Origin of the sequence: Solihabitans fulvus (assembly GCF_008386585.1) — a bacterium.
Taxonomy (GTDB): Bacteria; Actinomycetota; Actinomycetes; order Mycobacteriales; family Pseudonocardiaceae; genus Solihabitans; species Solihabitans fulvus.
On the sequence record NZ_VUOB01000060.1, the window covers coordinates 25,285 to 49,521 of the forward strand.

General features: G+C 72.1%; 20 protein-coding genes. 15 read left to right on the top strand and 5 right to left on the bottom strand.

The genetic code is table 11. From position 1 onward, the window contains the following. Positions 1 to 58: 58 nt before the first annotated feature. From F0L68_RS29890 to F0L68_RS29925, 8 genes are all read left to right on the top strand, one after another. Positions 59 to 2,320 (top strand): pyridoxal-phosphate dependent enzyme, encoded by a 2,262-nt coding sequence (locus F0L68_RS29890; RefSeq protein WP_240543019.1) that lies wholly within the window; start codon positions 59 to 61, stop codon positions 2,318 to 2,320. Continuing rightward, positions 2,317 to 3,360 carry a low-specificity L-threonine aldolase gene (gene ltaE / locus F0L68_RS29895; protein ID WP_149853193.1) on the top strand — a complete coding sequence of 348 codons (1,044 nt, stop codon included), beginning with the start codon at positions 2,317 to 2,319 and terminating at the stop codon, positions 3,358 to 3,360. Before F0L68_RS29890 ends, ltaE begins: the two co-directional genes overlap by 4 nt. Then, a complete protein-coding gene (locus F0L68_RS29900) occupies positions 3,357 to 4,892 on the top strand; it encodes an amino acid adenylation domain-containing protein (RefSeq protein ID WP_149853194.1) in 1,536 nt (511 codons plus the stop codon). Before ltaE ends, F0L68_RS29900 begins: the two co-directional genes overlap by 4 nt. A gap of 116 nt (positions 4,893 to 5,008) precedes the next feature. Next, positions 5,009 to 6,178 (top strand): acyl-CoA dehydrogenase family protein, encoded by a 1,170-nt coding sequence (locus F0L68_RS29905; protein ID WP_149853195.1) that lies wholly within the window; start codon positions 5,009 to 5,011, stop codon positions 6,176 to 6,178. Then, positions 6,178 to 7,215, top strand: coding sequence for a translation initiation factor eIF-2B alpha/beta/delta subunit family protein (locus F0L68_RS29910; RefSeq protein ID WP_149853196.1), 1,038 nt, complete (start codon positions 6,178 to 6,180; stop codon positions 7,213 to 7,215). The genes F0L68_RS29905 and F0L68_RS29910 overlap by 1 nt, the downstream gene beginning before the upstream one ends. Next, positions 7,212 to 7,922, top strand: coding sequence for an acireductone synthase (gene mtnC / locus F0L68_RS29915; RefSeq protein ID WP_149853197.1), 711 nt, complete (start codon positions 7,212 to 7,214; stop codon positions 7,920 to 7,922). The genes F0L68_RS29910 and mtnC overlap by 4 nt, the downstream gene beginning before the upstream one ends. Further along, entirely contained in the window at positions 7,919 to 8,533 is a 615-nt protein-coding gene (gene mtnB / locus F0L68_RS29920; RefSeq protein WP_149853198.1) for a methylthioribulose 1-phosphate dehydratase, read from the top strand. Before mtnC ends, mtnB begins: the two co-directional genes overlap by 4 nt. Continuing rightward, entirely contained in the window at positions 8,530 to 9,105 is a 576-nt protein-coding gene (locus tag F0L68_RS29925) for a 1,2-dihydroxy-3-keto-5-methylthiopentene dioxygenase (protein WP_149853199.1), read from the top strand. Before mtnB ends, F0L68_RS29925 begins: the two co-directional genes overlap by 4 nt. A 47-nt stretch (positions 9,106 to 9,152) precedes the next feature. On the opposite strand, the gene F0L68_RS29930 is transcribed toward F0L68_RS29925, so the two are convergent. Continuing rightward, positions 9,153 to 10,796 (bottom strand): peptidoglycan D,D-transpeptidase FtsI family protein, encoded by a 1,644-nt coding sequence (locus tag F0L68_RS29930; protein WP_149853200.1) that lies wholly within the window; start codon positions 10,794 to 10,796, stop codon positions 9,153 to 9,155. 146 nt (positions 10,797 to 10,942) lie between these two features. Between F0L68_RS29930 and F0L68_RS29935 the strand changes: the two genes are divergently transcribed. Continuing rightward, positions 10,943 to 11,425: an NUDIX hydrolase gene (locus tag F0L68_RS29935; RefSeq protein ID WP_223199258.1), complete on the top strand. Its 483-nt coding sequence runs from the start codon at positions 10,943 to 10,945 to the stop codon at positions 11,423 to 11,425. 537 nt (positions 11,426 to 11,962) lie between these two features. Continuing rightward, the gene (locus tag F0L68_RS29940) at positions 11,963 to 13,435 is read left to right on the top strand and encodes an AAA family ATPase (RefSeq protein ID WP_149853201.1); all 1,473 of its coding nucleotides are present in this window, start codon (positions 11,963 to 11,965) and stop codon (positions 13,433 to 13,435) included. A 43-nt stretch (positions 13,436 to 13,478) separates the two neighbouring features. Here F0L68_RS29940 and F0L68_RS29945 read toward each other — a convergent pair whose 3' ends face one another. Beyond that, complete coding sequence (locus F0L68_RS29945) at positions 13,479 to 14,090, bottom strand: class I SAM-dependent methyltransferase (protein ID WP_149853202.1); 612 nt, start codon at positions 14,088 to 14,090, stop codon at positions 13,479 to 13,481. A 130-nt stretch (positions 14,091 to 14,220) separates the two neighbouring features. Between F0L68_RS29945 and F0L68_RS29950 the strand changes: the two genes are divergently transcribed. Next, on the top strand, positions 14,221 to 15,408 hold the full coding sequence (locus F0L68_RS29950) for a sensor histidine kinase (protein ID WP_223199259.1): 1,188 nt from the start codon (positions 14,221 to 14,223) through the stop codon (positions 15,406 to 15,408). Continuing rightward, the gene (locus tag F0L68_RS29955) at positions 15,405 to 16,070 is read left to right on the top strand and encodes a response regulator (RefSeq protein ID WP_149853203.1); all 666 of its coding nucleotides are present in this window, start codon (positions 15,405 to 15,407) and stop codon (positions 16,068 to 16,070) included. The genes F0L68_RS29950 and F0L68_RS29955 overlap by 4 nt, the downstream gene beginning before the upstream one ends. A gap of 28 nt (positions 16,071 to 16,098) precedes the next feature. On the opposite strand, the gene F0L68_RS29960 is transcribed toward F0L68_RS29955, so the two are convergent. After that, complete coding sequence (locus F0L68_RS29960; protein ID WP_188316905.1) at positions 16,099 to 16,986, bottom strand: alpha/beta hydrolase; 888 nt, start codon at positions 16,984 to 16,986, stop codon at positions 16,099 to 16,101. A 436-nt stretch (positions 16,987 to 17,422) separates the two neighbouring features. Here F0L68_RS29960 and F0L68_RS29965 point away from each other — a divergent pair, with 436 nt between their 5' ends. Beyond that, positions 17,423 to 18,028, top strand: a complete 606-nt coding sequence (locus F0L68_RS29965; RefSeq protein ID WP_149853205.1) for a lamin tail domain-containing protein — start codon at positions 17,423 to 17,425, stop codon at positions 18,026 to 18,028. Between the two features lie 103 nt (positions 18,029 to 18,131). Here the strand turns inward: F0L68_RS29965 and F0L68_RS29970 are convergent, their stop codons facing one another. After that, a complete protein-coding gene (locus tag F0L68_RS29970) occupies positions 18,132 to 22,019 on the bottom strand; it encodes a S8 family peptidase (protein ID WP_149853206.1) in 3,888 nt (1,295 codons plus the stop codon). 171 nt (positions 22,020 to 22,190) lie between these two features. Here F0L68_RS29970 and F0L68_RS29975 point away from each other — a divergent pair, with 171 nt between their 5' ends. Further along, entirely contained in the window at positions 22,191 to 23,171 is a 981-nt protein-coding gene (locus F0L68_RS29975; RefSeq protein WP_149853207.1) for a helix-turn-helix domain-containing protein, read from the top strand. A 3-nt stretch (positions 23,172 to 23,174) separates the two neighbouring features. On the opposite strand, the gene F0L68_RS29980 is transcribed toward F0L68_RS29975, so the two are convergent. Next, entirely contained in the window at positions 23,175 to 23,558 is a 384-nt protein-coding gene (locus tag F0L68_RS29980) for a hypothetical protein (RefSeq protein WP_149853208.1), read from the bottom strand. 148 nt (positions 23,559 to 23,706) lie between these two features. On the opposite strand from F0L68_RS29980, the gene F0L68_RS29985 reads away from it, so the two are divergent. Continuing rightward, on the top strand, positions 23,707 to 24,237 hold a 531-nt coding region (locus F0L68_RS29985; protein ID WP_223199260.1), incomplete at its 3' end, for a GntR family transcriptional regulator.

The window sequence follows — 24,237 nt, forward strand, 5'->3', positions numbered from 1 at the left end:
CTGGGGGTAGAGGGTGCTTTTCGACAGTGTCCGGGACGTCATCGGGCGGACACCGCTCGTGCGTCTGCGGTTCGACCAGTTCGCGGACGTCGAGGTGTACGCGAAGCTGGAGATGCAGAACCCGTTCGGCATGAAGGACCGGGTGGCCAGGAACATCATCCTGTCGGCGCGGCGCACCGGGGCTCTCCTGCCCGGCGCGCCGATCGTGGAGAGCTCCTCGGGGACCATGGCGCTCGGCGTCGCGTTGGTCGGCCGGTCGCTCGGGCACGAGGTGCACATCGTCACCGACCCCAGGATCGACCGGATCACCATGGCCAAGCTGCGGGCGCTCGGCTGCGACGTGCACGTGGTGCAAGCCATGTCCAGCCACGGCTGGCAGAGCGCCCGCATCGAGCGCCTCGAACAGCTGATGGCCGACCTGCCCGGCGCGTTCTGGCCGCAGCAGTACCGCAACCCGGACAACCCCGGGGCCTATCGCGACCTGGCCAGAGAGATCCTCGACGATCTCGACCGGATCGACGTGCTGGTCGGCTCCGTCGGCAGCGGCGGCTCCCTGTGCGGCTCATCGCGGGCGCTGCGTGAGTCGCTCCCTGGACTGCGGGTGGTCGGCGTCGACTGCGTCGGCAGCGCCCTGTTCGACCAGCCCGACGTGCCGCGCCGGTTGCAGAGCGGGCTCGGCAACAGTCTGCTGCCGCAGAACCTGGACCGCAGGCTCATCGACGAGGTGCACTGGCTCAACGACCACGAGGCGTTCGCCGCGACCAGGGATCTCGCGCGCGAGCAGCAGATCTTCGCGGGCAACACCGCGGGCTCGGTGTACCGCGTGCTCGGCGACCTCGCCGCCCGCGCCGCGCCCGGCGACCGCGTCGTGGGGATCTTCCCCGACCGGGGAGACCGGTACACCGACACCGTGTACGGCGACGACCACTGGGCGGAGCACGATCTCGCCGCGATGGCCACGGCGGCGACACCGGAGCCCGTCGCCTACGGCACGGTGGTGTCCACGTGGTCCCGCGCGGAGATTACCGGCCGCGCAGTGGACCAGGCACACCTGCTGTTCGTCGAGTCGAACACCTCGGGAACCGGGATGCTCGCGCTGCGCACGGCGCGGGAACTGGGCCTGCGCCCGGTGTTGGCCACCAGCAAGCCGGAGCGGTACGCGGGCCTGGCCGAGATGGACTGCGAACTGTTGTTGTGCGACACCAACTCCATCGCGGCGCTGCGGGCGGCGATCCAACTGCGGTTCCGGCGGGAGGAGCTGGCCGGCGTCACCACGACCAGCGAGTTCTACGTGCCGATCGTCGCCGACCTGGCCGAATGGCTCGGGCTGCCGGGAAACCCGGTCGAGGCGACGGCGACCTGCCGCGACAAGTCGGCCCTGCGCGTCCGGCTGCGCGAGGCGGGTGTCCGGCAGCCGAGGTTCGCCTCGGTGACCGACTCCGCCGACCTGGCCGCCGCGGTCGAGGAGGTCGGCCTGCCCTGCGTGGTCAAGCCCGCCGACGACTCCGGCTCGAATGACGTGCTGCTCTGCCACACCGTCGCGCAGGCCGCCGAACAGGCGGCGCGGATCCTCGCGGTGCTGGTCAACGTGCGCGGCCTGCCGACGGCCGGGACCGTGCTGGTCGAGGAGTACCTGGAGGGCCCCGAGTTCAGCGTGGAGATGTTCTCGGCAGCGGGCGCGGCGCACTGCGTCGGCATCACGGCGAAGTCCGTCACCGGCAGCCCGTACTTCGTGGAGAGCCGGCACGTCTTCCCTGCCCCGCTCCCACCGGAGACAGCCGAGCAGATCGAGCACGTCGTGCGGCTGGCGCTCGACGCGACCGGGGTGCGGCTCGGCGCGACGCACACCGAAGTGCGGCTCACCGACGCAGGCCCGGCCATCATCGAGATCAACCCCCGGCTGGCCGGCGGGATGATCCCCGAACTGGTCAGGCACGCCACCGGGATCGACCTGCTGGCGCAACAGCTTCGGGTCGCCGCAGGGCTGCCGGCCAGGCTCGTCCGGGAGCACGCGCGGCACGCTGGCATCCAGTTCCTGCTCGCCGATCGGCCCGGCGTGCTGCGCCGGGTCGACGGGGTGCCGGCCGCCGAGTCGGTCCCCGGGGTGGAACGGGTCGCCGTCACCGGTCGACCCGGCGCGCAGGTGCGGCCGGCCCGCAACGCATACGACCGGCTCGGCCACGTCATCGCGGGGCACCCCGAGGCCGGCGCGGTCGAGCGGACCCTCGACCTGGCCGTCGGCGAGATCCACCTGGTCGTCGAGGACGCGGCCACCGAGACACGGCGTCAGGAACAGGCAGTGGAAGGGCGGGCACGGTGATCGAGCTCAGGAGCGACACGTTCACGTTGCCGACATCGGCGATGCTGCGCGCGATGGGCGAGGCCCCGCTCGGCGACGACGTGTACGGGGAGGACCCGACCGTCCGCGAGCTGGAGGAACGGGCCGCGCACGTGCTCGGGAAGGAAGCGGCCTGCCTGCTGCCGAGCGGGACCATGGCGAACCTGGCGTCCATCTTGGTGCACTGCCCGAGAGGCTCGAAGGCGCTCGTCGGTGCGGAGAGCGACATCTACGTCTACGAGGCGGCCGGCGCGTCGGTCTGCGGCGGTGTCGCCTACGAGCCGCTGCCCAACCAGCCCGACGGCACGATCGAGCTGGCCGACCTGCGTCGTGGTTTCCCGGACGACCCGGACGACCCGCAGTTCGCCCTTCCGGCGCTGATCTGCCTGGAGAACACGCAGAACCGTTGCGGTGGCGCGGTTCTGCCGTTCCACTACCTGGCCGAGGTGCGGCGGTTCGCCGACGAGCGCGGCGTCCCGGTGCATCTGGACGGCGCGCGGCTGTTCAACGCGGCCGTCGCGCTTGGGGTGCCGGCCAGCGAGATCGCGCGGTACGCGGACTCGGTTCAGTTCTGTCTGTCCAAGGGTTTGTCCGCGCCGATCGGCTCGATCGCCGCGGGCACCCGGGACTTCGTCACCTCGGTCCGCCGCGTCCGCAAGATGCTCGGCGGCGGGATGCGACAGGCCGGCGTCATCGCGGCCGCCGGGATCGTCGCACTCGGCGAGGTGGACCGGCTCGCGGAGGACCATGCCAACGCGCGGCTGCTCGCGGACGGGCTCGCGGACGTTCCCGGCATCGAGATCGACCCGAGCTCGGTGCGGACGAACATCCTGATGTTCCGGGTGAAGGACCCCCGGTTCACCTGGCAGTCCTTTGTGGACAGTACTCGAGTGCGCGGTCTGTCGATCGCGGAGCTCGGCCACGGCAGGCTGCGCGCGGTCACCCATGCCGGGGTGAGCGCGGCGGACGTCACCAAGGCGGTGGAGATCGTCCGGGCGACGCTCGCGACGGGACCAGCGTGACGACGGGGTCGGCCGCCACGGTGCTGGACCTGTTCGCGGAGCAGGTCCAGCGGACCCCGGAAGCGGTGGCGGTGGTGTCCGGCGGCGCCGAACTGAGCTATCGGGATCTGGACACCAGGGTGACCCGGCTGGCGCGGCACCTGATCGGCCTGGGGTTGGGGCCGGAGGACGTGGTGGCGCTCGCGGTGCCCCGGTCGGCGACGATGATCGTCGCCCTACTCGCGGTGCTGCGGGCCGGCGCGGCCTACCTGCCGGTCGACACCGGGTATCCGGCGGACCGGATCGGGTTCATGCTGGCCGACTCCGGGCCGGCGCTGCTGCTCACGGTCGACGAGGCGACCGAGGCGCTACCCGAGTCCGGCGTCCCGACGCTGGCGCTGGATCGGCCGGACACGGCGGCGCTGCTGGACCGCGTTCCCGGCGCGGGCTTCTCCGCCGAGGAGCGGGTCCGCCCGCTGCACCCCGAGCACCCGGCGTACGTCATCTACACGTCCGGTTCGACGGGACGCCCCAAGGGCGTGGTCGTCCGGCACAGTTCGCTGCTCCACTACCTCGCCTGGACCGTGCGGTATCCCGGGTGCCGGGGCGTGACCCTGCTGCATTCGCCGATCTCGGTGGACCTCACCGTCACGTCGGTGTACACGCCGCTGATCGTGGGCGGCCGGATTCACCTCGCGACGGTCGGCGGCACGGGCTCGACCGGTCGAGCCGAACTGCGGCGGACACCGTGCACGTTCCTCAAGGCGACACCGAGCTACCTGCCGCTGCTGGAGATCCTGCCAGCGGAGTTCTCGCCGACCAGCGAACTGCTGTTGGGCGGGGAGGGCTTGCAGGGCGAGGCGTTGGCGCAGTGGCGGCGCCGGCATCCTGGGGTGACGGTGGTGAACGAGTACGGGCCGACCGAGGCGACCGTCGGCTGCGTGGAGTACCGGATCGAGCCGGGCGTCCCGGTGCCGAGCGGGCCGGTGCCCATCGGTCGGCCGATCCACGACACCGAGGTGTACGTCCTGGACGACCGGCTTCGTCCCGTGCCGGGACCGGAGGAGGCGGGAGAGCTGTACCTCGCCGGCGCCGGCCTGGCCAGGGGCTACCTGCGGCGGCCGGGTCTGACCGCGGACCGGTTCCTGCCGTGCCCGTTCGGCCGGCCGGGCGAGCGGATGTACCGGACCGGCGACCTGGTGCGCTGGTCCTCCGACGGACAGCTGGTCTATCTCGGCCGGATCGACGAGCAGGTCAAGATCCGCGGGTACCGCGTGGAGCTCGGCGAGGTTGCCGCGGTGCTTGCGGACAGTCAGGACGTGGCCCAGGCGGTGGTGGTGGCGCGCACCGACGCGTCGGGCGGCGGGAGCCGCCTGGTCGGGTACGTCGTGGCGGCCAGGGGGCGCACGGTGTCGCCGGAGGCGGAGCGGGCGCGGGCGGCCGGTGTGCTGCCGGACTTCATGGTGCCATCGGCCATCGTGGTGCTCGCGGAAATGCCGTTGGCGGCGAGTGGGAAGGTCGACCGGCAGGCGTTGCCGGCACCGGTGGGGTGACGGGGAACGGGCGGGTGTGTCGCGTCCCAGTGACTGGAATTCCGGCAGGCGCCACGCGATGATCGGGGACAATTCGGGCTGGTGTTCGTGACGGTCGGGGAACGGGGAGTCGCACGATGAGCCCAGGGCTGGACTGGCTGGCTGCGGCCGAGGAGCTGGCGGACAAGCTCCGCGCCGACGCCTCGGCGCGGGACCGGGCCGCGCAGCCGCCGACGCAGGAGGTCGACTGGCTGCGCCAGTCCGGCCTGTTGGCGTTGCCGGCCTGGGCCGGTGTCGACGAGTGGGTCACGGCCAACTCGATCACCAGGATCGTCGCCTCGGCGGACGCCTCGGTTGGCCACTTGCTCGGCTACCACTACCTCCAGCTGTGGCGGACCGGGCTGTTCGACCGGCCCGAGCTCGCCGACCGCCTGCGCCGGGACACCGTCGAGCACGGCTGGTTCTGGGCCGGAGTGAGTAACCCGCTCGACGCGGCGCTGCGCCTCACCCCGACCGGCGACGGCTTCCTGGTCGACGGGCGCAAGACCTTCGCCACCGGGGCCAGCGTTGCCGACCGGCTGGTGGTCAGCGGCACCAGGATCGACGACGGCGAGAAGCTCACTTTCGTCGTCGACGCGGCCACCCCCGGCATCACCTACCTCAACGACTGGGACAACCTGGGCCAGCGGCTGACCGCCAGCGGGGGAGTGGTGTTCGAGAGCGTGCCGGTGGCCGCCGCCGACGTCCTCGGCGACCAGCCCGAGAGCCTCGACGACCCGCGCACGCTGCGGCTTTCCCTTGCCGCACTGGGCTTCCAGCTGGCGCTCGCGCAGATCTACGTCGGCACCGCCGAGGGCGCGCTCGCCGAGGCCGCCGAGTTCACCAGGCGGCGGGGCAGGGCCTGGTTCCTCAGCGGCGTCGAGCGCGCCGTCGAGGACCCCTACATCCTGGCGGGCTACGGCGAACTGGTGAGCACCACCGAGGCCGCGAAGCTCGTCGCCGACCAGGCCGCGCTCGGGCTGCACGCGGCCTTCGCCGCCGGGTCCGACCTCACCGAGCAGCAGCGCGGCCAGGCCGCCGTCACAGTCTCGGCGGCCAAGGTCGTCGCCACCAGGGTGGTCAACGAGACCACCTCGAAGATCTTCGAGTTCATCGGCGCGCGGGCCACCGCCAACGAGTTCGGCTTCGACCGCTTCTGGCGCAACGCCCGCACGCTCACCCTGCACGATCCGGTGGTGTACAAGGCGCGCGAGGTCGGCGAGTACTTCCTGACCGGGGTGAGGCCCCAGATCACGGGGTACAGCTGATGACCGAGCCGATCCTGCCGGTGCTGGCCGACAGCGTGCGGCTCGCCGAGAACGGCGTGCGCATCCTGGACCGGCGCGTGTTCCCGTTCGAGCAGGACTGGGTGCTGTGCCGCACGGCGGAGGACGTGGCGAAGGCCGTCGAGGACATGGTCACCCAGTCGTCGGGGCCGTACTTCGCGGCGCTGTGGGGCATGGTGCTCGCGGCCCGCGAGGCCGCCGGGCTGCCGGCCAAGGACGCGCGCGCCTACCTCGGTCGCGCCGGCGAGCGACTCTCGAACAGTCGACGCACCAACAATCATCTGCGCAAGGCCGTCCACTTCGTACTGTCCGAAGTGGACGGTGTCGGTTCGGTCGCCGGCACGGAGCTGGTGGCCGCGGCGCTGGGCGGCGCCGAGGCGGGCGACCGCGCGTACCGGGCGCGCAGCCGCGCGCTCGGCGAGTTCACCTCGGGCCTGCTGCCCGAGGACGGCCGCGTGCTCACGCACTGCTGGGCGGACCTCTACCTGGTGGACACGGTGGTCGCCGCGCAGCGCGCCGGCAAGCGGCTCAGCTTCGTGTGCACCGAGACCCGCCCCTACCTCCAGGGCGCGAGGCTGACCGCGGAGACCCTGGCCGAGATGGGCGTGGACACCACCCTGATCACCGACGGCATGGGCGCCGCCGTGCTCGGCTCCGGCGAGATCGACGCGCTGGTGACCGCCGCCGACCGGGTCACCATGGACGGCCACGTCGTCAACAAGGTCGGCACGCTCGGCTTGGCCATCGCCGCGAACGCCTTCGACGTGCCGTTCCTCGCCATGGTGCACGCCCCGGACCAACTGGCCAGGACGGGCGCGGACGTGCCGATCGAGTACCGGCCGGGCGAGGACGTGCTCAGCACCCTCGGCCACCGCACGGCAAGCTACCGGGTGCGCGGCCACTACCCGGCGTTCGACATCACCCCGCCCCGGTTCGTCACCTCGATCGTGACCGACCGGGGCCCGTTCGCCCCCGACGGGGTCGCCGCCTACTACCGCGAAGGAGAAGCCAACCAGTGACGCTGTCGGCGAAATGGGTCGTGGTCGACATCGAGGGCACGCTCACCGCGACCAGCCAGGTCCACGTGGTGCTCTACGACTACGCCAGGCCACGGCTCGGCCCGTGGATCGAACAGCACGCGGACGACCCCGTGGTGCGCGACGCGGTGCGGGAGATCAGGGAGCTCGCCGAGCTGCCCGCCGACGCGGGCACCGACCGCGTCGTGGCCGTGCTGCACGAGTGGATGGCCGCCGACCGCAAGATCGCGCCGCTGAAGACCTTGCAGGGCCTGATCTGGCAGCGCGGCTACGCCGACGGCGAGCTGGTCGCCGAGTTCTTCCCCGACGTGGTGCCCGCGCTGCGTGGCTGGCACGCGGCCGGGCTGCGGCTGGCCGTGTTCTCCTCCGGCTCGGTCGCGGGCCAGGTCGCCTTCTTCTCGAAGACCACCGACGGGGACCTGACCGGCCTGTTCGAGCACCATTTCGACACGGTCAACGCCGGTCCCAAGCGGGTGGCGTCCTCCTACCGGGCCATCGCGACCGCGCTGGCCGCCGAGCCTGGCGACCTGGTGTTCCTGTCCGACGTCCCGGCCGAGCTGGACGCCGCCGCCGAGGACGGCTGGCGGACCGTCGGCCTGGCCCGCGCCGGCGAGCCCTACGCGGACGCGGACTTCGGCGCGCACCGCGTGGTCGACAGCCTCGCCCTCGTCGAGATCGAGCCGGCGTGACCACGCTGGCCGAGGCGGGTGCCGCGCTCGCGGCGGAGTCCGCGCGGTACGCGGGCCTCGGCTGGATGCGCGGCACCTCGGGCAACCTCTCGGTCGTGCTCGACGCGGACCCGCTGCGGCTGGCCGTCACCGCGAGCGGCCTGGACAAGGCCGAGCTGACCGCCGCCGACGTCGTGGTCGTCGACCGGACGGGCACGGCAGTGCCGGACCAGCCGCGCCCGGACCGCGCGCCCTCGGCGGAGGCCGGCCTGCACGCGCGGATCGCCGAGGTGTCCGGGGCGGGCGCCGTGGTGCACGTGCACGCGCTGTCCCCGGTGCTCGCCGCCGAGTACTGGCCGGACGGCGTCGAACTGCGCGACCTCGAGATGCTCAAGGGTTTCGGGCGGGCCGCGCACGACGACCTGGTCACCGTGCCGGTCGTCCCCAACGGCCAGGACATGCGCGTGCTCGGCGACGCCTTCGAGGCGGGCTACCGCGCGGACACCCCGGCCTTGCTGGTCGCCAGGCACGGGGTGTACGTGTGGGGCGCGGACCTGACGCAGGCGCGGCACCGCCTGGAGTGCCTGGAATGGCTGCTGCGCTTCACCATCGAGAGGACGAGGACGCGATGACCCTGTTGACCGTCTGGCCGGACACCGACTCCGGCACCGTCCTGACCAGGACCGAGGACCCCGAGCAGATCCGGGACGAGCTCAAGCGGCTCGGCGTCCGCTTCGAGCGCTGGGACCTGGTCGAGGGGCTGCCGGCGGAGCCGACCTCCGAGGAGGTGCTGGCCGCCTACCGCGAGCGGGTCGCCGAGGTGGTGCGCGCCGAGGGCTACGTCCTGGTCGACGCCATGCACATGACCCCGCGCGAGGACGCGGAGTGGGCGGACCACGCGGCCACCGCCCGGCAGCGGTTCCTCGCCGAGCACACCCACGACGACGACGAGGACCGGTTCTTCGCGCGCGGGGCCGGCGTGTTCTACCTGCACGTCGACGGCCGCGTGCACGCCGTGTTCTGCGAGGCGGGCGACCTGCTCAGCGTGCCGGCCAACACGACGCACTGGTTCGACATGGGCACCCGCCCCGACTACGTGTCCATCAGGTTCTTCCACGACGACGACGGCTGGGTCGGCAACTTCACCGGCAACCGCCTCGCCGAGGACTTCCCGGACTTCGACACCCTGGCCGCCGGTCGCTGACACGTCACGAAGAGTCCCTTCAGGACAGTGGCAGGTCGTATCGCGTCTTATGACAGCGGTAGGTCGTACCGGGTCGCGAGTGCGGACAGCATGCCGCGCGCCAGGCCCGTGACTCCGTCGTCGGCGGGCGGGCCCTCGACCGTCAGCGCGACCACGAACCGGGGCGCCGCGGCGGGCAGCATGCCGGCGAACGTGCTCCGCTCCGGGGTGTGCCAGTACGTGCCGGCGACCTGATAGCCCGGTAACAGCGCGTCCGACCGCAGCATGGCGCGGACCGTCCGTGCCGTGTCCTCGGCGAGCACCCGCACCCCGGCGGGCCTGGGCTCGTCGTGGCGCGCGCCGTCCGACCCGATCGTGCTGCGCACGACGCGGGGCGGTGTGCGCACGCCGTCCGCCGCGATCGCCTGGTACAGGCCGGCCAGCTGTAACAGGGTCACCGACATGCCCTGGCCGGTGGCCAGCGCATCGAGCGTGTCCCTCGACCACTGGCCGCGCGCGGGCACGTGGCCCGGCGCCTCGCCGGGCAGGCCGACGTCGGTCACGGTGCCGAGGCCGAACTTCGTGAGGAGGTCGGCGAAGGCGTCCTCGCCCGCGTCGTGCGCGGCCGCCCGCAGGGCCGCCGCGGAGCCGCCGCCGGAGGGCCTGCCGGGGTCGAGCACGAGTCCCGTCACCGCCTGGCTGAGCGCCTGGTCGGCCGATCCTCGCTGCACCGACGCGCACGCCGCCACGATGCCGGCCACCGAGCCGGGTTCGAACGGCGTCTGCACGGTCGCGTCGACGAGCCGGTCGTCGCCGGTCGTCGCGACCTCGGTCGGCGCGTAGGGCCGGTCGTTGGCCAGCGCGAACACCTCGCCGGTCCTGGCGTTCAGCACGACGGCCCGCGCGGCTTTGGCTCCGGTGCGCCGCTGGTAGTCGGTGAGCAGCCGCTGCACCTGGTACTGCGTGTCGGTGTCCACGGTGAGCTGGAGGTCGCTGCCGGGCACCGAGGGGTCGCCGCCGCGCTGGCTGCCGGGGATGATCGCCTCGCCGCCGCGCTCGGTGTCCACCTCCCGCCAGCCGTCCTTGCCGGCCAGCGCGGTCTCCCGCGCGCTCTCCAGTCCGGCGAGGCCATGCTCCGGCGGCGCGGCCGGGTCGGGGTCCCAGTTGACCGCCCCGACGATGTTCGAGGCCAATGGGCCGTTGGGGTAGATCCGCCGCATCCTGGTCTGGTGGGCGATGATCTCCGGGAACCTGCCGGTGATCTCCCTGGCCTTCACCGGGTCGACGTCCTCGGCGATCCGCAGGTACGCGCCGTCGGACCGGAGTTGGCGCAGCAGCGCCTGCTCGTCGACGGCGGGCCCGAGCGCGGCGCGGACCCCGGCCGCGATCTGCCCGGCCCGCGCCTCGAAGCTGTCGTCGGTCCTCGGGTGCTCCTGCGCCCAGTCGCGGCGGATCTGCGCCGGCTGCGTGTCGAGCATCCTGGTCTCGACGCTGAACGCCAGCCGCGCGCCGGAGCGGTCCAGGATCGCGCCGCGCTGCGCCCGGATCACCAGATGGGTGTCGCGTTGTTTGGCGGCCTGCTCGGACAGCGACTGCGCCTGCACGACCTGCGTGTCGACGAGTTTGATCCCCGCCGTGGCGAGCGCGCCGACGAGCATCAGCCGGGCGAACACGAGGCGAACCCGGCGGTTCGCCGGCCGGGGGCTCGACACCCGGCAACCCTATCGGGTGATCTTTGTGGGCACGGGTCGCGGCGCGACCATGCGAAGCGGAAAATCCGGGCCTTTCGTGGTTGGGTGCCGCCCCGCCGACTGACTACCGTGATCGACTCAGCCGTCGTGTGATGTGGAGTGCTCAGATGTCGATGCCGGGCGAGTCGAACGCGTCGTTGGCCACCAGGAAGGTGCGGGTCGCCGCCTACGCCGTGTGCGTGCGGGACGGCCGGGTGCTGCTCGCCCGCTGGGTGGGCCCGAAGGGCAAGCTCTGGACGCTGCCCGGTGGCGGCGTCGACCACGGCGAGGACCCGTACGACGCGGTGCGGCGCGAGGTCACCGAGGAGACCGGCCACACGGTCGAGGTCGAGCGGCTGGTCGGCGTGCACAGCGACCAGCGGGTCTTCTCCGACGGCGACGAGCCGCCGCGCGACCTGCACAGCGTGCGGATCGTCTACGCGGCGCGCGTCGTCGGCGGGGAGCTGCGCGACGAGGTGGACGGCTCGACGGACACCGCGGCGTGGTTCGGTCTCGACGAGGTGGACGGGCTCGCCCGCGTCCCGTGGCTGGACGCCGCGCTGGAGCTGGATCGGGTGCGGCCGGCCGGGGGAAACCACCGACGCGACTGATGTCAAGGCGGTATTTGCCTGGACAATAAGTCTGGACTATGTCGCAGTGCGAGCCTCTTGGTTCGGTAATATTGCCGATCGCCGTAACGACCGTCGAGATAATCGCGTAGACCGAATGCCGGGTAAGTTCCGTGCGCCGAGTGGCTTTGTGGCGTTAGCGCCGTTCAGGCGAGCAGCTGCCCTTTGGTGCTGACTTTCGTGTTGGTCCGGGTGGGCGTACCGAGTCGGCCGATAAGCTCAATTCGCCTACACTGTGCGGCGCGAGATCGGGGTATCGTGGATCATGGGCGGCGCGCGACCGGTTGTCGCACGATGTTCGAACAATCGCCCTGACCTGCTTCGACAGTGTTGGCAGATTTGTTGGGGACGGCAGCTGTGAGCTGTCTCCCGTTGCCTTGACAGGGCACTGTGACAAAGTGGGTCCAGGGCTCCGGACGGAGGGGATCCGGCTGCCCGGGTTGATTTTTTGTCCGGTCAAACTTCAAATTATGCGACCGGCTTGAAGCAAGCACGGAGAAGTCTTGGGGGAGAGCTGAGATGGGGCGACCCGAACGACCACTGGATCCAGCGTCCGGTCCGGTCGCGGCCTTCGCGATGGACCTGCGGGAGCTGCGACAGGGAGCCGGGAATCCGAGTTACCGAGAGCTCGCCCAGCGGGCGCTGTTCTCGCCGTCGGTGCTGTCCACCGCCGCTGGCGGCCTCGGCCTGCCCACGCTGCGGGTCACCCTCGCATTCGTGGAGGCGTGCGGGGGCGACCAGGCCGGCTGGGAACGGCGGTGGCACGCCGTCGCCGAGATCATCGGCATGCCGGCGGGCCCGCAGGTGGTCGTGCCGCAGCAGGGCGCGCGCACCGGCGAGCGGCCGAGCGGTGCGGCCCGCAGCCAGCCGCCGCACCTGTCCTGGCCCGCGCAGCTGCCGGCGGGAACCCGCGAGTTCGTCGGCCGCCACGCCGAGTTCGCCCGGATGCGGGTGCTCACGGAGCCGGCAGGCCCGGCCGGTCGGGCCCCGGTGGTGGTCAGCGGCCCTGCGGGGATCGGCAAGAGCGCCTTCGCGGTGCGCCTCGCCCAGCAGCTGCGCACGCACTTTCCCGACGGCCAGCTCTACGCGGCGCTCGGCGCCAGCGTGTCGGCCTACGACGTGCTCGGCGACTTCCTGCGCGCCCTCGGCGTGCAGCCCGAGCGGGTGCCGTCGGACTGCGAGCAGCGCGCCGGGCTGTACCGCTCGCTGCTCGCGCAGCGGCGGGTGGTCGTGGTGCTCGACGACGCCGCCGACGAACGGCAGGTCCGCCCGCTGCTGTCGGAGGCGCCGGCCAGCCAGGTCATCATCACCAGTTGCGGCAGGCTGACCGGGTTGGACGGCGTCTGCCGGCTGGTGCTGAACACCCTGCCTGCGGAGGAGTCGCTCGCCCTGATCGGCGCGGTGATCGGCCCGGACCGGGCGGTCGAGGAGGCCGACGCGATCATCGAGCTGGCCGAGCTCTGCGACCATCTGCCGCTCGCGCTGCGCATCATGGCCACCCGCATCGCGGCGCATCCCGGGTGGACCGTCGCGCACGCCGTGTCTCAGCTGCGCGATCCGGCGCACCGCCTCGACCGCATCCGCACCGGGGACGTCGGCCTGCGGTCCAGGCTGCGCCGGGGCTACCGGCGGCTGGACTCCGGCCTCGCCCAGCGCGCGTTCCGGCACCTCGCCGAGCTGCCCGGCCCCGGCGTGCGGGCGAGCCAGTTGGCGCTGCTGCTGGAGATTCCCGTCGACGCGGCCGAGGACCTGCTCGAGGTCCTGCTCGACGGCGGCCTGCTCCAGACCACCCTCACCAACGACGCCTACTGCATGCCGAGGCTGTTCCGCGCCTACGCGCGGGAACGGCTGACCGCGTCGCTGGTCGACGCGGCCGAGCAGTCGGTCTCTGCCGTGGAATCCGCCGTCGCGGGATCGGCCGTCCCCGGCTGCCGGGACCGGTCGCTGCGCCAGCTGGCAGGCGGACCCAACCGCGCAGACTCGGCGGGCTGACCCCGGGGCGGAGCCGGCGGCGGGTGCTGCCGGCCCCGCCGGGTCAGGCCGCGGTCGAGGGGTGCACGGTCGAGGGGTGCGCGGCGCGAACCCTCGGCAGCGCGGCCCGGTGCACGAACGCGGGCGGCAGGTTCGGCCACACCACCGGGCCGCGCGCGACGACGGCGAACCGCGCGGCCAGCTGCGCGGCGAACCGGCGGGCCGGCGGCGTCCACGCGGCGTGCACGTAGGCGAAGGTGGTGAACCGGCCGGAGTCGGTCAGCACGCCGCCGATCGCGTCCAGGATTCGGTGCTGCTGCTGCTCGGACATCACCGTCCACGGCAGACCGGACACGATCGCGTCGACCTGGTCGGGCACCAGGTTGCCGAGGTCGGCCGCCGAGCCCCGCACCACCTCGACGGGCCTGCCCCGGAACCGCCGCGTCAACTCGCCGGCGAGCACGGCGTTCAGCTCGACGGCGACCAGCCGCGCGCCCGGGGCCATGCGGTCCAGGATGGCCGAGGTGAACGCGCCGGTGCCCGGACCGAGCTCGACGACGACCTTCGCGCGTTCCAGGCCGAGATCGCTGGTCATCGCCTCGGCCAACTGCGGGGAGCTGGCCGCGATCGCGCCGGTCAGCAGGGGATGGCGGAAGAACTCTGCGGTGATCGACATGACTCGACGCTAGGAATCCGCCGGGTGGCCGCACATCCGTCGACGCGGCCGAGCGCATCCTCCGCAGGGATGATCGAAAAAGGACTCCGGGAGGACGTCGGCGCACGTCGGGCCGCCGTAGGGTCGCCTGGTGCACCGGCTGAACCTGTTGCTGCGCGAGCACCCGTGGCTCACGGACCTGCCGCTGTACCTGGTGCTGCTCGTGCCGCCCGGCCTGACCGACCGGCCCGACTACCAGCCGGTCTCGGTGCAGCTGGCCTTCAGTCTCTGCCTGGTGCTGCCGCTGCTGTGGCGACGGCGGCATCCGTTCGGGGCCGCCGCGGTCATCATGGCCGTGGCCTGGGCGCAGTACTTCGCCATGGTGTGGGGCAGCGACTGGCACCGCACGGACCTCGTCGTCGCGGTGGCGCTGTACACCCTCGTGGTGCAGGGCAGGCGGCGCCAGGCCGCCCTGCTGACCTCGGTCGGCCTCGTGCTCGCCGTGACCTGGTCGCTCACCTGGTTCAGGGAGCTGCCGCAGGGCTGGTACCTGCTGGTCGTCTCGGTGGTGGCCGAGGCCGCCATCGCCTGGCTGCTCGGGGAGTTCATCCGCGCGAGGCGCGACTACGTCGAGGAGTTCGAGCGCCGCGCCGCGCTCGCCGAGTCGGAGCGGGCGGCGCTGGCCAGGGCCGCTGTTGCCGAGGAGAGGACGCACATCGCGCGCGAGCTGCACGACGTGGTCGCGCACGCGATCAGCGTCATCGTCGTCAACGCGGAGGGAGCGAAACTCATGCGGCACAACGATCCCAGCGCGGTGGACCGCACGCTGGACACGGTGAGCAGGACGGGGCGGGCCGCGCTCGGCGAGCTCCGCAGGCTGCTCGAGGTGCTGCACGACGACGAGACGACCCGCGGCCCGCAGCCGTCCCTTGCCGAGCTGACCGAACTCGTCGCGCGGGCCGGCGCCGGGCGTTCCGCGATCGCGCTGGACATCGTCGGCGACCCCGAGGACCTGCCGGCGAGCGCGGCGTTGCAGACCTACCGCATCGTGCAGGAGTCGCTGACGAACGTGATCAAGCACGCGGCGCCCGACGCCGGCGCGCGCGTCGGCATCGACTTCGGCCTGCCGGGGCGGGCGCGGGTCGTGCGGATCGAGGTCGTCAACGACGCGGGCGCCCGGTCCGCGGGCAGCGGACTGCCGTCCTCGGGACACGGGCTGGCCGGCATGCGGCAGCGCGTCGCGCTGTTCCACGGCACGCTCGACGCGGGTCCCGGCCGGGACGGCGGTTTCGTGGTGCGGGCGATGCTGCCGATCACCTCGGACGAGGGCGCCGCGTGACCGAGTCGGCCCCGGCGGGGGTGCTGATCTGCGACGACCAGGAGCTGATGCGCGTCGGGCTGCGCATGGTGGTGGACAGCCAGCCCGACCTGACCGTGGTCGGCGAGGCGGGCGACGGCGCCAGCGCCGTCGAGAAGGCCGTCGCCCTGCGGCCCGACGTGATCCTGATGGACGTCCAGATGCCGGGCTTTGACGGCATCGAGGCCACCGCGCGGATCGGCGCCGCACTGCCCGACGCGCGCATCCTCATCGTGACGACCTTCGACCTCGACGAGTACGCCTACGCGGCGCTGCGGGCCGGCGCGAGCGGGTTCCTGGTGAAGGACGCGCCGGCCGAACAGATGCTCGTCGCGATCCGGGGCGTGCTGCGCGGTGACGCGATGGTGTCCCCCTCGGTCACCCGCAGGTTGTTGGAGCGCTTCGTGATCGGCGCGGAGCCGGTGGACCGCGGCCGCCTCGACGCGCTGACCGAACGGGAGCGCGACGTCCTCGGCCTGCTCGCGAAGGGACTGTCCAACGCGGAGATCGCGAGCCAGCTGTACCTGGGGGAGAGCACCGTCAAGACGCACGTCGGCCGGGTGCTGGCGAAGCTGGAGCTGCGCGACCGGGTGCACGCGGTGGTGTTCGCCTACGAGAGCGGCCTGATCCGGCCGGGCAGCTGACTGCCAGCCGCGCTCAGGCCAGCCCCGCTCAGGCCCGCCGGACCCGCTCGCCGACGAACCGCAGTGCGTCCGGGGTGACCCGGTTCCAGTAGCCCGCGTTGTGGTCGCCGTGGTCGAACGAGGCGACCTCGGGGCGCGCGCGGTCGGCGAGCTGCCGCGCGGAGGGGTAGAACGGGTCCTCCTGGCCGCACCACACGCCGAGCGCCAGCGTCGGGTCGAGCTGGTCGAGGTGCCGCAGCGGCTCGTTGTCGGCCCACAGCGCCTCGGTGTGGAACGCGTTGACGGTGCTCGCGTCGCCCCACTCGCGGAACAGCGCCGGGCTCAGCAGGGCGGTGACCGGCGGCGCCGCGGCGCGCCTTCTGGCGTACACCAGCGCGCCGAAGCAACCCATGGAGGTGCCGAGCGCGGCGGCGGGCACGCCGCCGGACCTGGTCAGCCCCAACGAGGTCAGCCACCGGGGCAGCTCGTCGTGCAGCATCGCCTGCGGGTCGTCGCCCTTGTCCTGGGCGATCCAGTAGGAGTCCGTGCCGCCGTCGACGGCGACCAGCGCGAACGGCGGCACGCCTGCCCCCAGCGCGGCGGTGAGGAACTTCGCCAGGGTGGTGTCGACCGCGACGTGCGCGTTGCCGCCCCTGCCGTAGAGCACCAGGCACACCGGCAGCGTCGCCGGGTCGACACCCGTCGGCGCCGCGGTCACCACGTTCACGTCGCGGCCCCGCGCGGCCGACCGCATCGTGTGCTCGGCGATGGGCACCGGCGGCACGTCGGGCACCGCGCCGTCCTCACCGGTCATGCCGAGCCTGCGCCGCAGCGCAGGCCCGCCCGGCAGCACGTCCTCGATCACGGCGACTCCCGCGCCGACCGCGCCGACGCCGGCGACCAGGCCGCCGATGAGCAGCCTCCTGCGTGTGATCAAGTCCGTCTCCCCCAAAGCGCGTCGCCGTCGGCCGTTCGTCGTACCGAAGACGAGGACGCGCCACCCGGGCGGAGGTTGCCAGTATCGTCCGATGGAACCCAAGAAAGCGGCCCCGTGGCCAATTCGAGCTGCCATCCTGTTCGCTTCTCGACGTCTTTCTGAAACGCAATTGAACTGCGCACACTACTGTCTGACAGCGATATTTCGAAGATCTTCCACAGATTGGGTGAAGCCTGATGGGAGGGCCTGTTGGCGCTGGTCGGGGGAAGGTCCGGGAATGCGGGCACTGTCCGGTTCCGCTGCGGTCGGTCCATGCTTGGCAACGACTCCGAAAGCCGCTGACGAGGGCCGAAAAGGTTCCGACAGTGGGTCGGAGTGGACACTCCAAAAACGGTGTCCCCAATTGTGTTTCTCCGAATGAGAAAAGAGAAGGCTAATGCGCAAGGGAATGCTGGCGTCCGCCGCACTCGCGGTGTTGGCGCTGGGCACCATGTTCAGCGGCCCCGCGGCTTCGGCCAGCGAACAGCAGATCGCCCCCAAGGTGGTCTCCAGCACCATCACGATCAGCCAGATCGCCACCAGGGGACCGGCCGGTCAGAACGACCAGTACATCGAACTGCACAACATCAGCGCGCAGCCCGTGTCGCTGTCCAACTGGTCCGTCAAGGCATGCCTCGCCGGCACCCAGGTCGTCACCGAACTGACGTTCCCGGCCGGCACGATGCTCCAGCCGCAGGGTCAGATCAGCTCGTACCTGCTGCTGGTCAACCCGACCGGATACAGCAGGGCCGTCGGCGAGGACGCCGACTTCTTCATCACGATCCCCGACTCCGGCGGCGTGATGCTGGCCAACCAGTTCGGCAGCAAGATCGACTCGGTGGGCTTCTCCAGCAACGCGTGCGCGTCCAGGACGCCTGCGGTGCCGCAGAACGCGAACCTCGACCAGGCCTCGCTGCGGGTGCAGAACACCGGCGTGAACCAGCAGGACTTCGTCCTCTACGGCCCGTCGACCTTCCAGCGCAACCAGAGCTCGGTCGGCTAGTCACTGATTGATCGTTCCTCGCACCACGGGATATCGACTCACCGCATGGCCGCACAGAGGGCCGGGTCGTCCGAGCGGACGACCCGGCCCGACCGGTGTCCCGCTACCTCTCCCGGCCGTGGTGGGTGCTGCCGGCCGGGGTGAGCCGGTAGACGTTCTGCACGGTCTGGTCCACGGTGTTCCCGGCCGCGTCGGACGCCCGCACGTGCAGCCACACCTGCGCGATGGGCAGGTCTGGCTGCGCCACGGTGACGTCGTAGCGGCCGTCGCCGAGCGAGACCTCCCGCGCCGGCTGCCAGGTGGCGCCGCTGTCAGTGCTGGCGGACACCTGGAGCGCGGTCACCGGAGCGGGATTCGGGACGCCGGAGTGCATGCCGGCGGTGACCCCGAAGGTGAACGGGCGGCCGCCCGGCGTGGTGTTGTCCTGGCCGAGATCGAGCTGGTAGCGCAACTGGAGCAGCGGTTGGAACACACACAGCGAACCCTGTTCGGTCTGGCAGGACGCGTCGGGGTGCTGGGCGGCGGTCGGCTGGTCGGAGTGGAACGTCCACGTGGTGCTGGCCCGCTGCGGCAGCGGCACCGCCCCGGGCTGTGCCGGCACCGGACCGTCGTCGACCAGCGTGTAGACACCGGGGCCCGCGCCGAGCGTGAAGGTGGGGTATGGCCTGGTGACCGTCATCGGGTTGGCCGCGATCTCCTTGCCGCCCTGGAACATCCGCACCGTGCTCTGGTAGTCCGGCCACGACTGGATGTAGTGGCTCGGGTCGCTGTCCTGGAAGAACCACGGCGGGATGAACAGGTTGCCGTCCGGCCCGCTCCGGCACAGCCCGCACGGGATCCCGATGGGATTGCCCGACGACGCGGACTCCACCGCGTACTGCAACACCGGCGACCGGAACCAGTGCTCGTCGGGCCGCGCGTCCTGTCCTGGCGGATAGCGGTCGAACGTCTCCATGGCGAACTGCTGGCCGCCGCCGACGGCGCCGGTCTCCCGGTGCCACAGCACGGTGTTGTCCGCAGGGCCGACGAACTCGACCATGCCGGCCGGCGCGGTGAACCTGGTCAGCGGGCTGAAGTCGACGGCGGCGTGCGGACCGAACGCGAACCACGAGTGCACGTAGGTCGTCGGGCTGTTCGCGTGGTAGGTCGTCGGGATCCGCACCAGCCGCGACCGGTCAACCGGATGCTCGACCGCCCTGGTGTTCTCCTGGTGGTAGAACAGGTCGACCATCGACCCCGGTGCGCTCTGGCTGTTCAGCTGCACAGTGACGGTCCTGCCGTCGAGCTGGGCGCGCAGCGCCTCGCCCTCCGCGTCGCTCAGGGACAGCTGCGCCAACGGCTGGTCGCGCAGCCCGGTGATCGGCAGCGCGCCGGCCTGCTGCACGTAGGGCGCGGTGGCCAACGCGCCGCCCGCGGCCGCGTCGGCGGCGGCCTGCACGGCGGTCGTGCTGGCATAGCTCACCGGATCCATCCCGGCGGGGACCTGGATGGGCACCAGGACGAGCTTGCCCCGCACGTCGGCACCCTGCCCCGCGAGCACCACGGGCAGCTCGTGATAGCCGGGCAGCGCGGCGCGCACCGCGAACGGCCGGTAGTCGGGGTGCAGCACCGTGCCGGCGGGACTCGTGCGGGCCGTCAGCGCGGGATCGGCCAACACCCACTTCTCCTGGAGGGTGAGGAAACCCGTCCGCGCCGGGCCGACCGGGGTGACGTAGAAGCGGTAGCCCGGCGTGAACAGGCTGCCTTCCGCGTTGGTGCCGGCGCCGATGCTCGCCTCCACCTCGGCCCCGCCGCGGATCACCTGCGCCAGATGGAACAGCTGGTCGGTCGGCTGCCGGTCGGACACCCCGAGCGGGACGTCCGTCGAGCCGTCGACGGACAGCGTCGCGTCTGTCGTCGGCGTGATCTCGTCGCTGACCAACACGTCGTACCGGCGCACGTCCACGCCGACCGCCGCAGTCCACATCATCGCCGAGTACACGTCGCCCCTTGGCACTCGGACCGTGCCGACACCGGCCTGGATCGGCACCGAGTAGCCGACCACCGCGAACGGGTCGGCCGAGGCGCTCGGCTGCGCGGTGAGGTCGAGCAGGGTGGCCAGGCCGTCCGCGACGGGCTTGCCCCGGAAGTCGGTCATCCGCAGGGTGAGCGCCACGGTGTCCGGCGCGCGGTAGGCGCTGACGGGCGTGCGGAGCTGCACCGAGCCGTCGGCGGTGCGCGCGGTGACCACACCGCCGAGGGAGCCGACCGAGGCGGTGCGCGCGTCGACGGTCAGCCCGACGGCGGCCGCGCCGTGCGCCGGCACGGTGACGCTCGACGCGGCGAGCACGGCCGTCCCGGCGGGCAGCGCGGCGCCGGTGTACGCGGCGAGCGACGGCGCGAGGGCGAGCGTGACCGGGTCCGGGGAGTCGTTGGTGTAGTTGAGTTGCGCGGTCACCGGGGCCGCGTCGCCGGACAGTCGCCCGAAGGACACCGCGTCGGTGGCGCGCACCTGTTGCCGCACGGCCCTTGCGACGTCCAGCCGCCCGGATCCCTCCTCGTGCCACGGCCCGCCGACGTCCTGCGCGCTGGACACGAGCGCCTGGCGCAGGTCCGCCGCGTGCCAGCCGGGATGCTGCTCGGCCAGGATCGCCGCGGCCCCCGCCACGTGCGGGGTCGCCATGGAGGTGCCGCTCGCGGAGGTGTACAGGTCGTTGACCGGGTCGCCCATCGAGGTGCCGGCCGCCCTGGCCGCCACGATGTTGACGCCCGGCGCGCTGATGTTGGGCTTCACCGCGCCGTCGCCGAACCGGGGTCCCCGGCTGGAGAACGGCGCGAACTGGTCCTTCTTGTCCACGGCGCCGACGGCGAGCGCGCCGTCCGCGTCGGCCGGGCTGGCGATGGAGACTGCGGGACCGCTGTTGCCGGCCGCCACCACGAACAGCGTGCCGGTCTTCGCGGTCAGGTCGTTCACCGCGTCGGTGACCGGGCCGCCGCCGGTCGGCGAGTCCTCGCCGAGGCTCATGCTGACCACCGGCACCTGGGGTGCGATCCACTCCATGCCGGCGATCACCCAGGAGTCGAGGCCGTACCCGCTGCTGTCGAGCACGCGGCCGACGACGAGCCTCGCGCCGGGCGCGACTCCCTTGTACCTGCCGGCGGAACCCGTCCCGGTGCCCGCGAGGATGGACGCGACGTGCGTGCCGTGCCCGACCCCGTCGGCCATGGTGCCCTCGTCGGTGAAGTCCTGGGCCGCGACGACCTTGCCGGCCAGGTCGGGATGCGTCGCGTCGATGCCGGTGTCCAGCACGCCGACGGTGACCCCGGTGCCGTCGTAGCCCGCCTGCCACGCGGCGGGCGCGCCGACCTGCGGCACGCTCTGGTCCAGTCGCACCGAGACCCTGCGGTCCAGCCACACCTTGGCCACCGGCAGGGTGGCGCTGCGCGCCTGGATCGAGGAGTGCAGCGCGGCCCAGAACTGCGCGGCGCGCGCGGTGTCCACGCGCATCGCCGCGCCGTTGACGGACGGCAGCTCCCGGACCGAGGTGGTGGCCGCGAGGGCCGAGGACCGTTGCCGCGCCGACGACCTCGCGTCCCGATAGGTGACGATCACGGGCACACTCGTGGCGTTGTCGGCCACGCCCTCCCGCACCAACTCCTTGACGTTGAACAACTCCCGGTCCAGCGCGCCGCTGTCCACCTGCTGGCGCGCGTCGGAGGGCAGCACGTACACGCCGTCGGCCGTCCGCATCGTGAGGAAGTACGGGGTCGAGCCGTCCGACCGGTCCGCCGGCGTGACCTCGACCAGCGGCGAGGCTCCCGGCCGCTCGCCGTAGGACACCCGGTCGCCGGTGATCAGCGTGACGGAGTGCGTGGGTGTCGCGGTCGCGCCAGTGGCGGTGGCCGGCGCGCCGGTGGCCGGAGCGCCGACGGTCACGGCCACGGTCGTGACGGCGACGGCGGCCACGGCGAACCACGTGCGTCGCCAGTGATGGCGTGCGTGCAGGGTCATGACGACCCTCCTCTCGGAGCGGACGACAGGAATACGGGCGAGGGTGAAATGTGGTGGTGAGAAATGAGGATGAGTGTCCGGATCCGGGTCCGAAAGTCTTTGTCGCGGCGAAAAGTGGCCGTTGGCGAGTTCCCGCCAGTGCCTATGTCATGCCGGGCGTAACGTTGCGCCATGCTTGACGTCATAGGACTCGATCCGACGGAACAGGCGCTCTATGAACACCTTGTCTCGGCGTCCCCGTGCACCCACGACGAAATCGCCTCGGCCCTGGCGATCAACAACGGCCGACTGTCCGTCGTGCTGGATCGCCTGATGGCTCGTGGCCTGGTCAGCCGCGTGCCGGGATCCCCGGTGCGCTGGGCCACCACGACCCCGAACGTCGCGTTGGAGGTGCTTTTCCTGGAACAAGAGGAGCGAATCCGGCGGGGCCGGTTGTTCGCCGAGCAACTAACCGCCATCTACCACCAGGCCAGTGCGACCGGAGATCCCGCGACACTGGTCGAGGTGATCAGCGGCCCGGCCGCGATCGCCCAGCACTTCGAACAGATCCAGCGCAGCGCCACCAGGGAGATCCGCGCGATCGACAAACCGCCGTACGCGGCGGGGCCGCTGGCCAACCACCCGGTGGAACTGGAGATGCTGCGGCGCGGCATCTCCTATCGGGTGATCTACGACCCGAGCGGCCTCGAGCGGTTCCACGACCTGCCGACCGAACTGGAGATCAGCCTCGCGCACGGCGAGCAGGCGCGGGTGCTGCCCGACGCGCCGATCAAGCTGTGCGTCGCCGACGACCGGCTCGGCCTCATTCCCTTACAGGCCGCGCCGCCCGCGATCGAGAGCATCATCGTGGTGCACCGGTCGGCGCTGCTGGACGCGTTGTGCGCGCTGTTCGACACGCTGTGGGACCAGGCGATGCCGTTGCCGCTGAACTCGGTGGCGGACAGCCCGGCGGGGCCGACGCTGGAGGAGCGGCGGCTGTTGGCGTTGCTGACCACCGGGATGCCCGACGAGTCGATCGCCAAGCAGATGGGCCTGAGCCACCGGACGTTCCAGCGCCGCCTGCACGCCCTGTTGGCGCGGGTGGGCGCGAAGACGAGGTTCCAGGCCGGCCTGCGCGCGGCGCACCTCGGCTGGGTCACGCCGCGTCCGTGAGCGCTACGGCATCACCACGAGTTCGTAGTCGCCCGGCTGGAGCCGGTCCGGCAGCCGCAGCTCGGCCAGGGCGGTGAGCAGAGCGGTCGGCTCGCAGCTGAACCGCACTCGCTGCGCGGGCCCGCCGTCGGCGATCCGGTGCAGCGCCAGCTCGTACTCGGCGACCTCGGCGAGGTGCGGGATGTCGGCGGCGTGCTCGGCGAGGTAGGCCACGAAGTCGGCGGCCTCCCGCAGCACCCTCGGCTGGTAGGTGTGCGCGCGGCGGTAGCCGTGGAACAGTTCGCGCAGGCCGGGCTCGCCCCGGTCGAGCAGCACCATCCGAACGGTGTACTGGAGGACGTCCGCCAGCTCGTGGGGCACCTGGGTGTCGACTCGGCAGCCGTTCATGACGCATGATGCGCACGCCTCGATCAGAGCGCGGTCATTTCCGCTTCAGCCGGAATGACCTGCGCGTCGGCGTCGGCTGGTTGGCGCTCGTGGTTGGCGCTCGGCCTAGACTTCGGGCCAACGACCGGCCGGACCCGGGAGGCCTTGAGTGACCGTCGATCGACAGCGTGGAGTGCTGGCGGACGCCCAGAGCGGCCTGAAGCTGAGGTCGGTCGAGGAGCAGCGGAGCCTGCGTGAGCAGGTGTCGCACGCGTTGCGGGCGGCGTTGGTGGCTGGTGAGTTGCGGCCGGGGATCGTGTATTCGGCGCCGTTGTTGGCCGCGGAGTTCGGGGTGTCGGCGACGCCGGTGCGGGAGGCGATGCTGAACCTGGCCAAGGAGGGCCTGGTGGAGGTGGTGCGCAACAAGGGGTTCCGGGTGACGGAGCTGTCGGAGGCGGACCTGGACGACTTCACTGAGATCAGGGCGTTGGTGGAGGTGCCGACGGTGGCGCGGATCGCGCGGACGGCGAGCAGGGAGCAGTTGGAGCCGTTGCGGCCGTTGGCGAAGGCGATCGTGGCGGCGGCGCGGCGGCGTGATGTGATCAAGTACGTGGACGCGGACCACCGGTTTCACCTGGAGTTGGTGGGGTTGGCTGGCAACCCACACCTGGTGCGGGTGGTGGGGGACCTGCGCAAGCGG

Bases quoted from the DNA above. Each gene is read 5' to 3' on its own strand.
- F0L68_RS29980 (WP_149853208.1), bottom strand. From the start codon at position 23,558: ATGAACGGCTGCCGAGTCGACACCCAGGTGCCCCACGAGCTGGCGGAC.
- F0L68_RS29970 (WP_149853206.1), bottom strand. From the start codon at position 22,019: ATGACCCTGCACGCACGCCATCACTGGCGACGCACGTGGTTCGCCGTG.
- F0L68_RS29925 (WP_149853199.1), top strand. From the start codon at position 8,530: ATGACCCTGTTGACCGTCTGGCCGGACACCGACTCCGGCACCGTCCTG.
- F0L68_RS29965 (WP_149853205.1), top strand. From the start codon at position 17,423: ATGCGCAAGGGAATGCTGGCGTCCGCCGCACTCGCGGTGTTGGCGCTG.
- F0L68_RS29975 (WP_149853207.1), top strand. From the start codon at position 22,191: ATGCTTGACGTCATAGGACTCGATCCGACGGAACAGGCGCTCTATGAA.
- F0L68_RS29905 (WP_149853195.1), top strand. From the start codon at position 5,009: ATGAGCCCAGGGCTGGACTGGCTGGCTGCGGCCGAGGAGCTGGCGGAC.
- F0L68_RS29910 (WP_149853196.1), top strand. From the start codon at position 6,178: ATGACCGAGCCGATCCTGCCGGTGCTGGCCGACAGCGTGCGGCTCGCC.
- F0L68_RS29940 (WP_149853201.1), top strand. From the start codon at position 11,963: ATGGGGCGACCCGAACGACCACTGGATCCAGCGTCCGGTCCGGTCGCG.
- F0L68_RS29935 (WP_223199258.1), top strand. From the start codon at position 10,943: ATGTCGATGCCGGGCGAGTCGAACGCGTCGTTGGCCACCAGGAAGGTG.
- F0L68_RS29945 (WP_149853202.1), bottom strand. From the start codon at position 14,090: ATGTCGATCACCGCAGAGTTCTTCCGCCATCCCCTGCTGACCGGCGCG.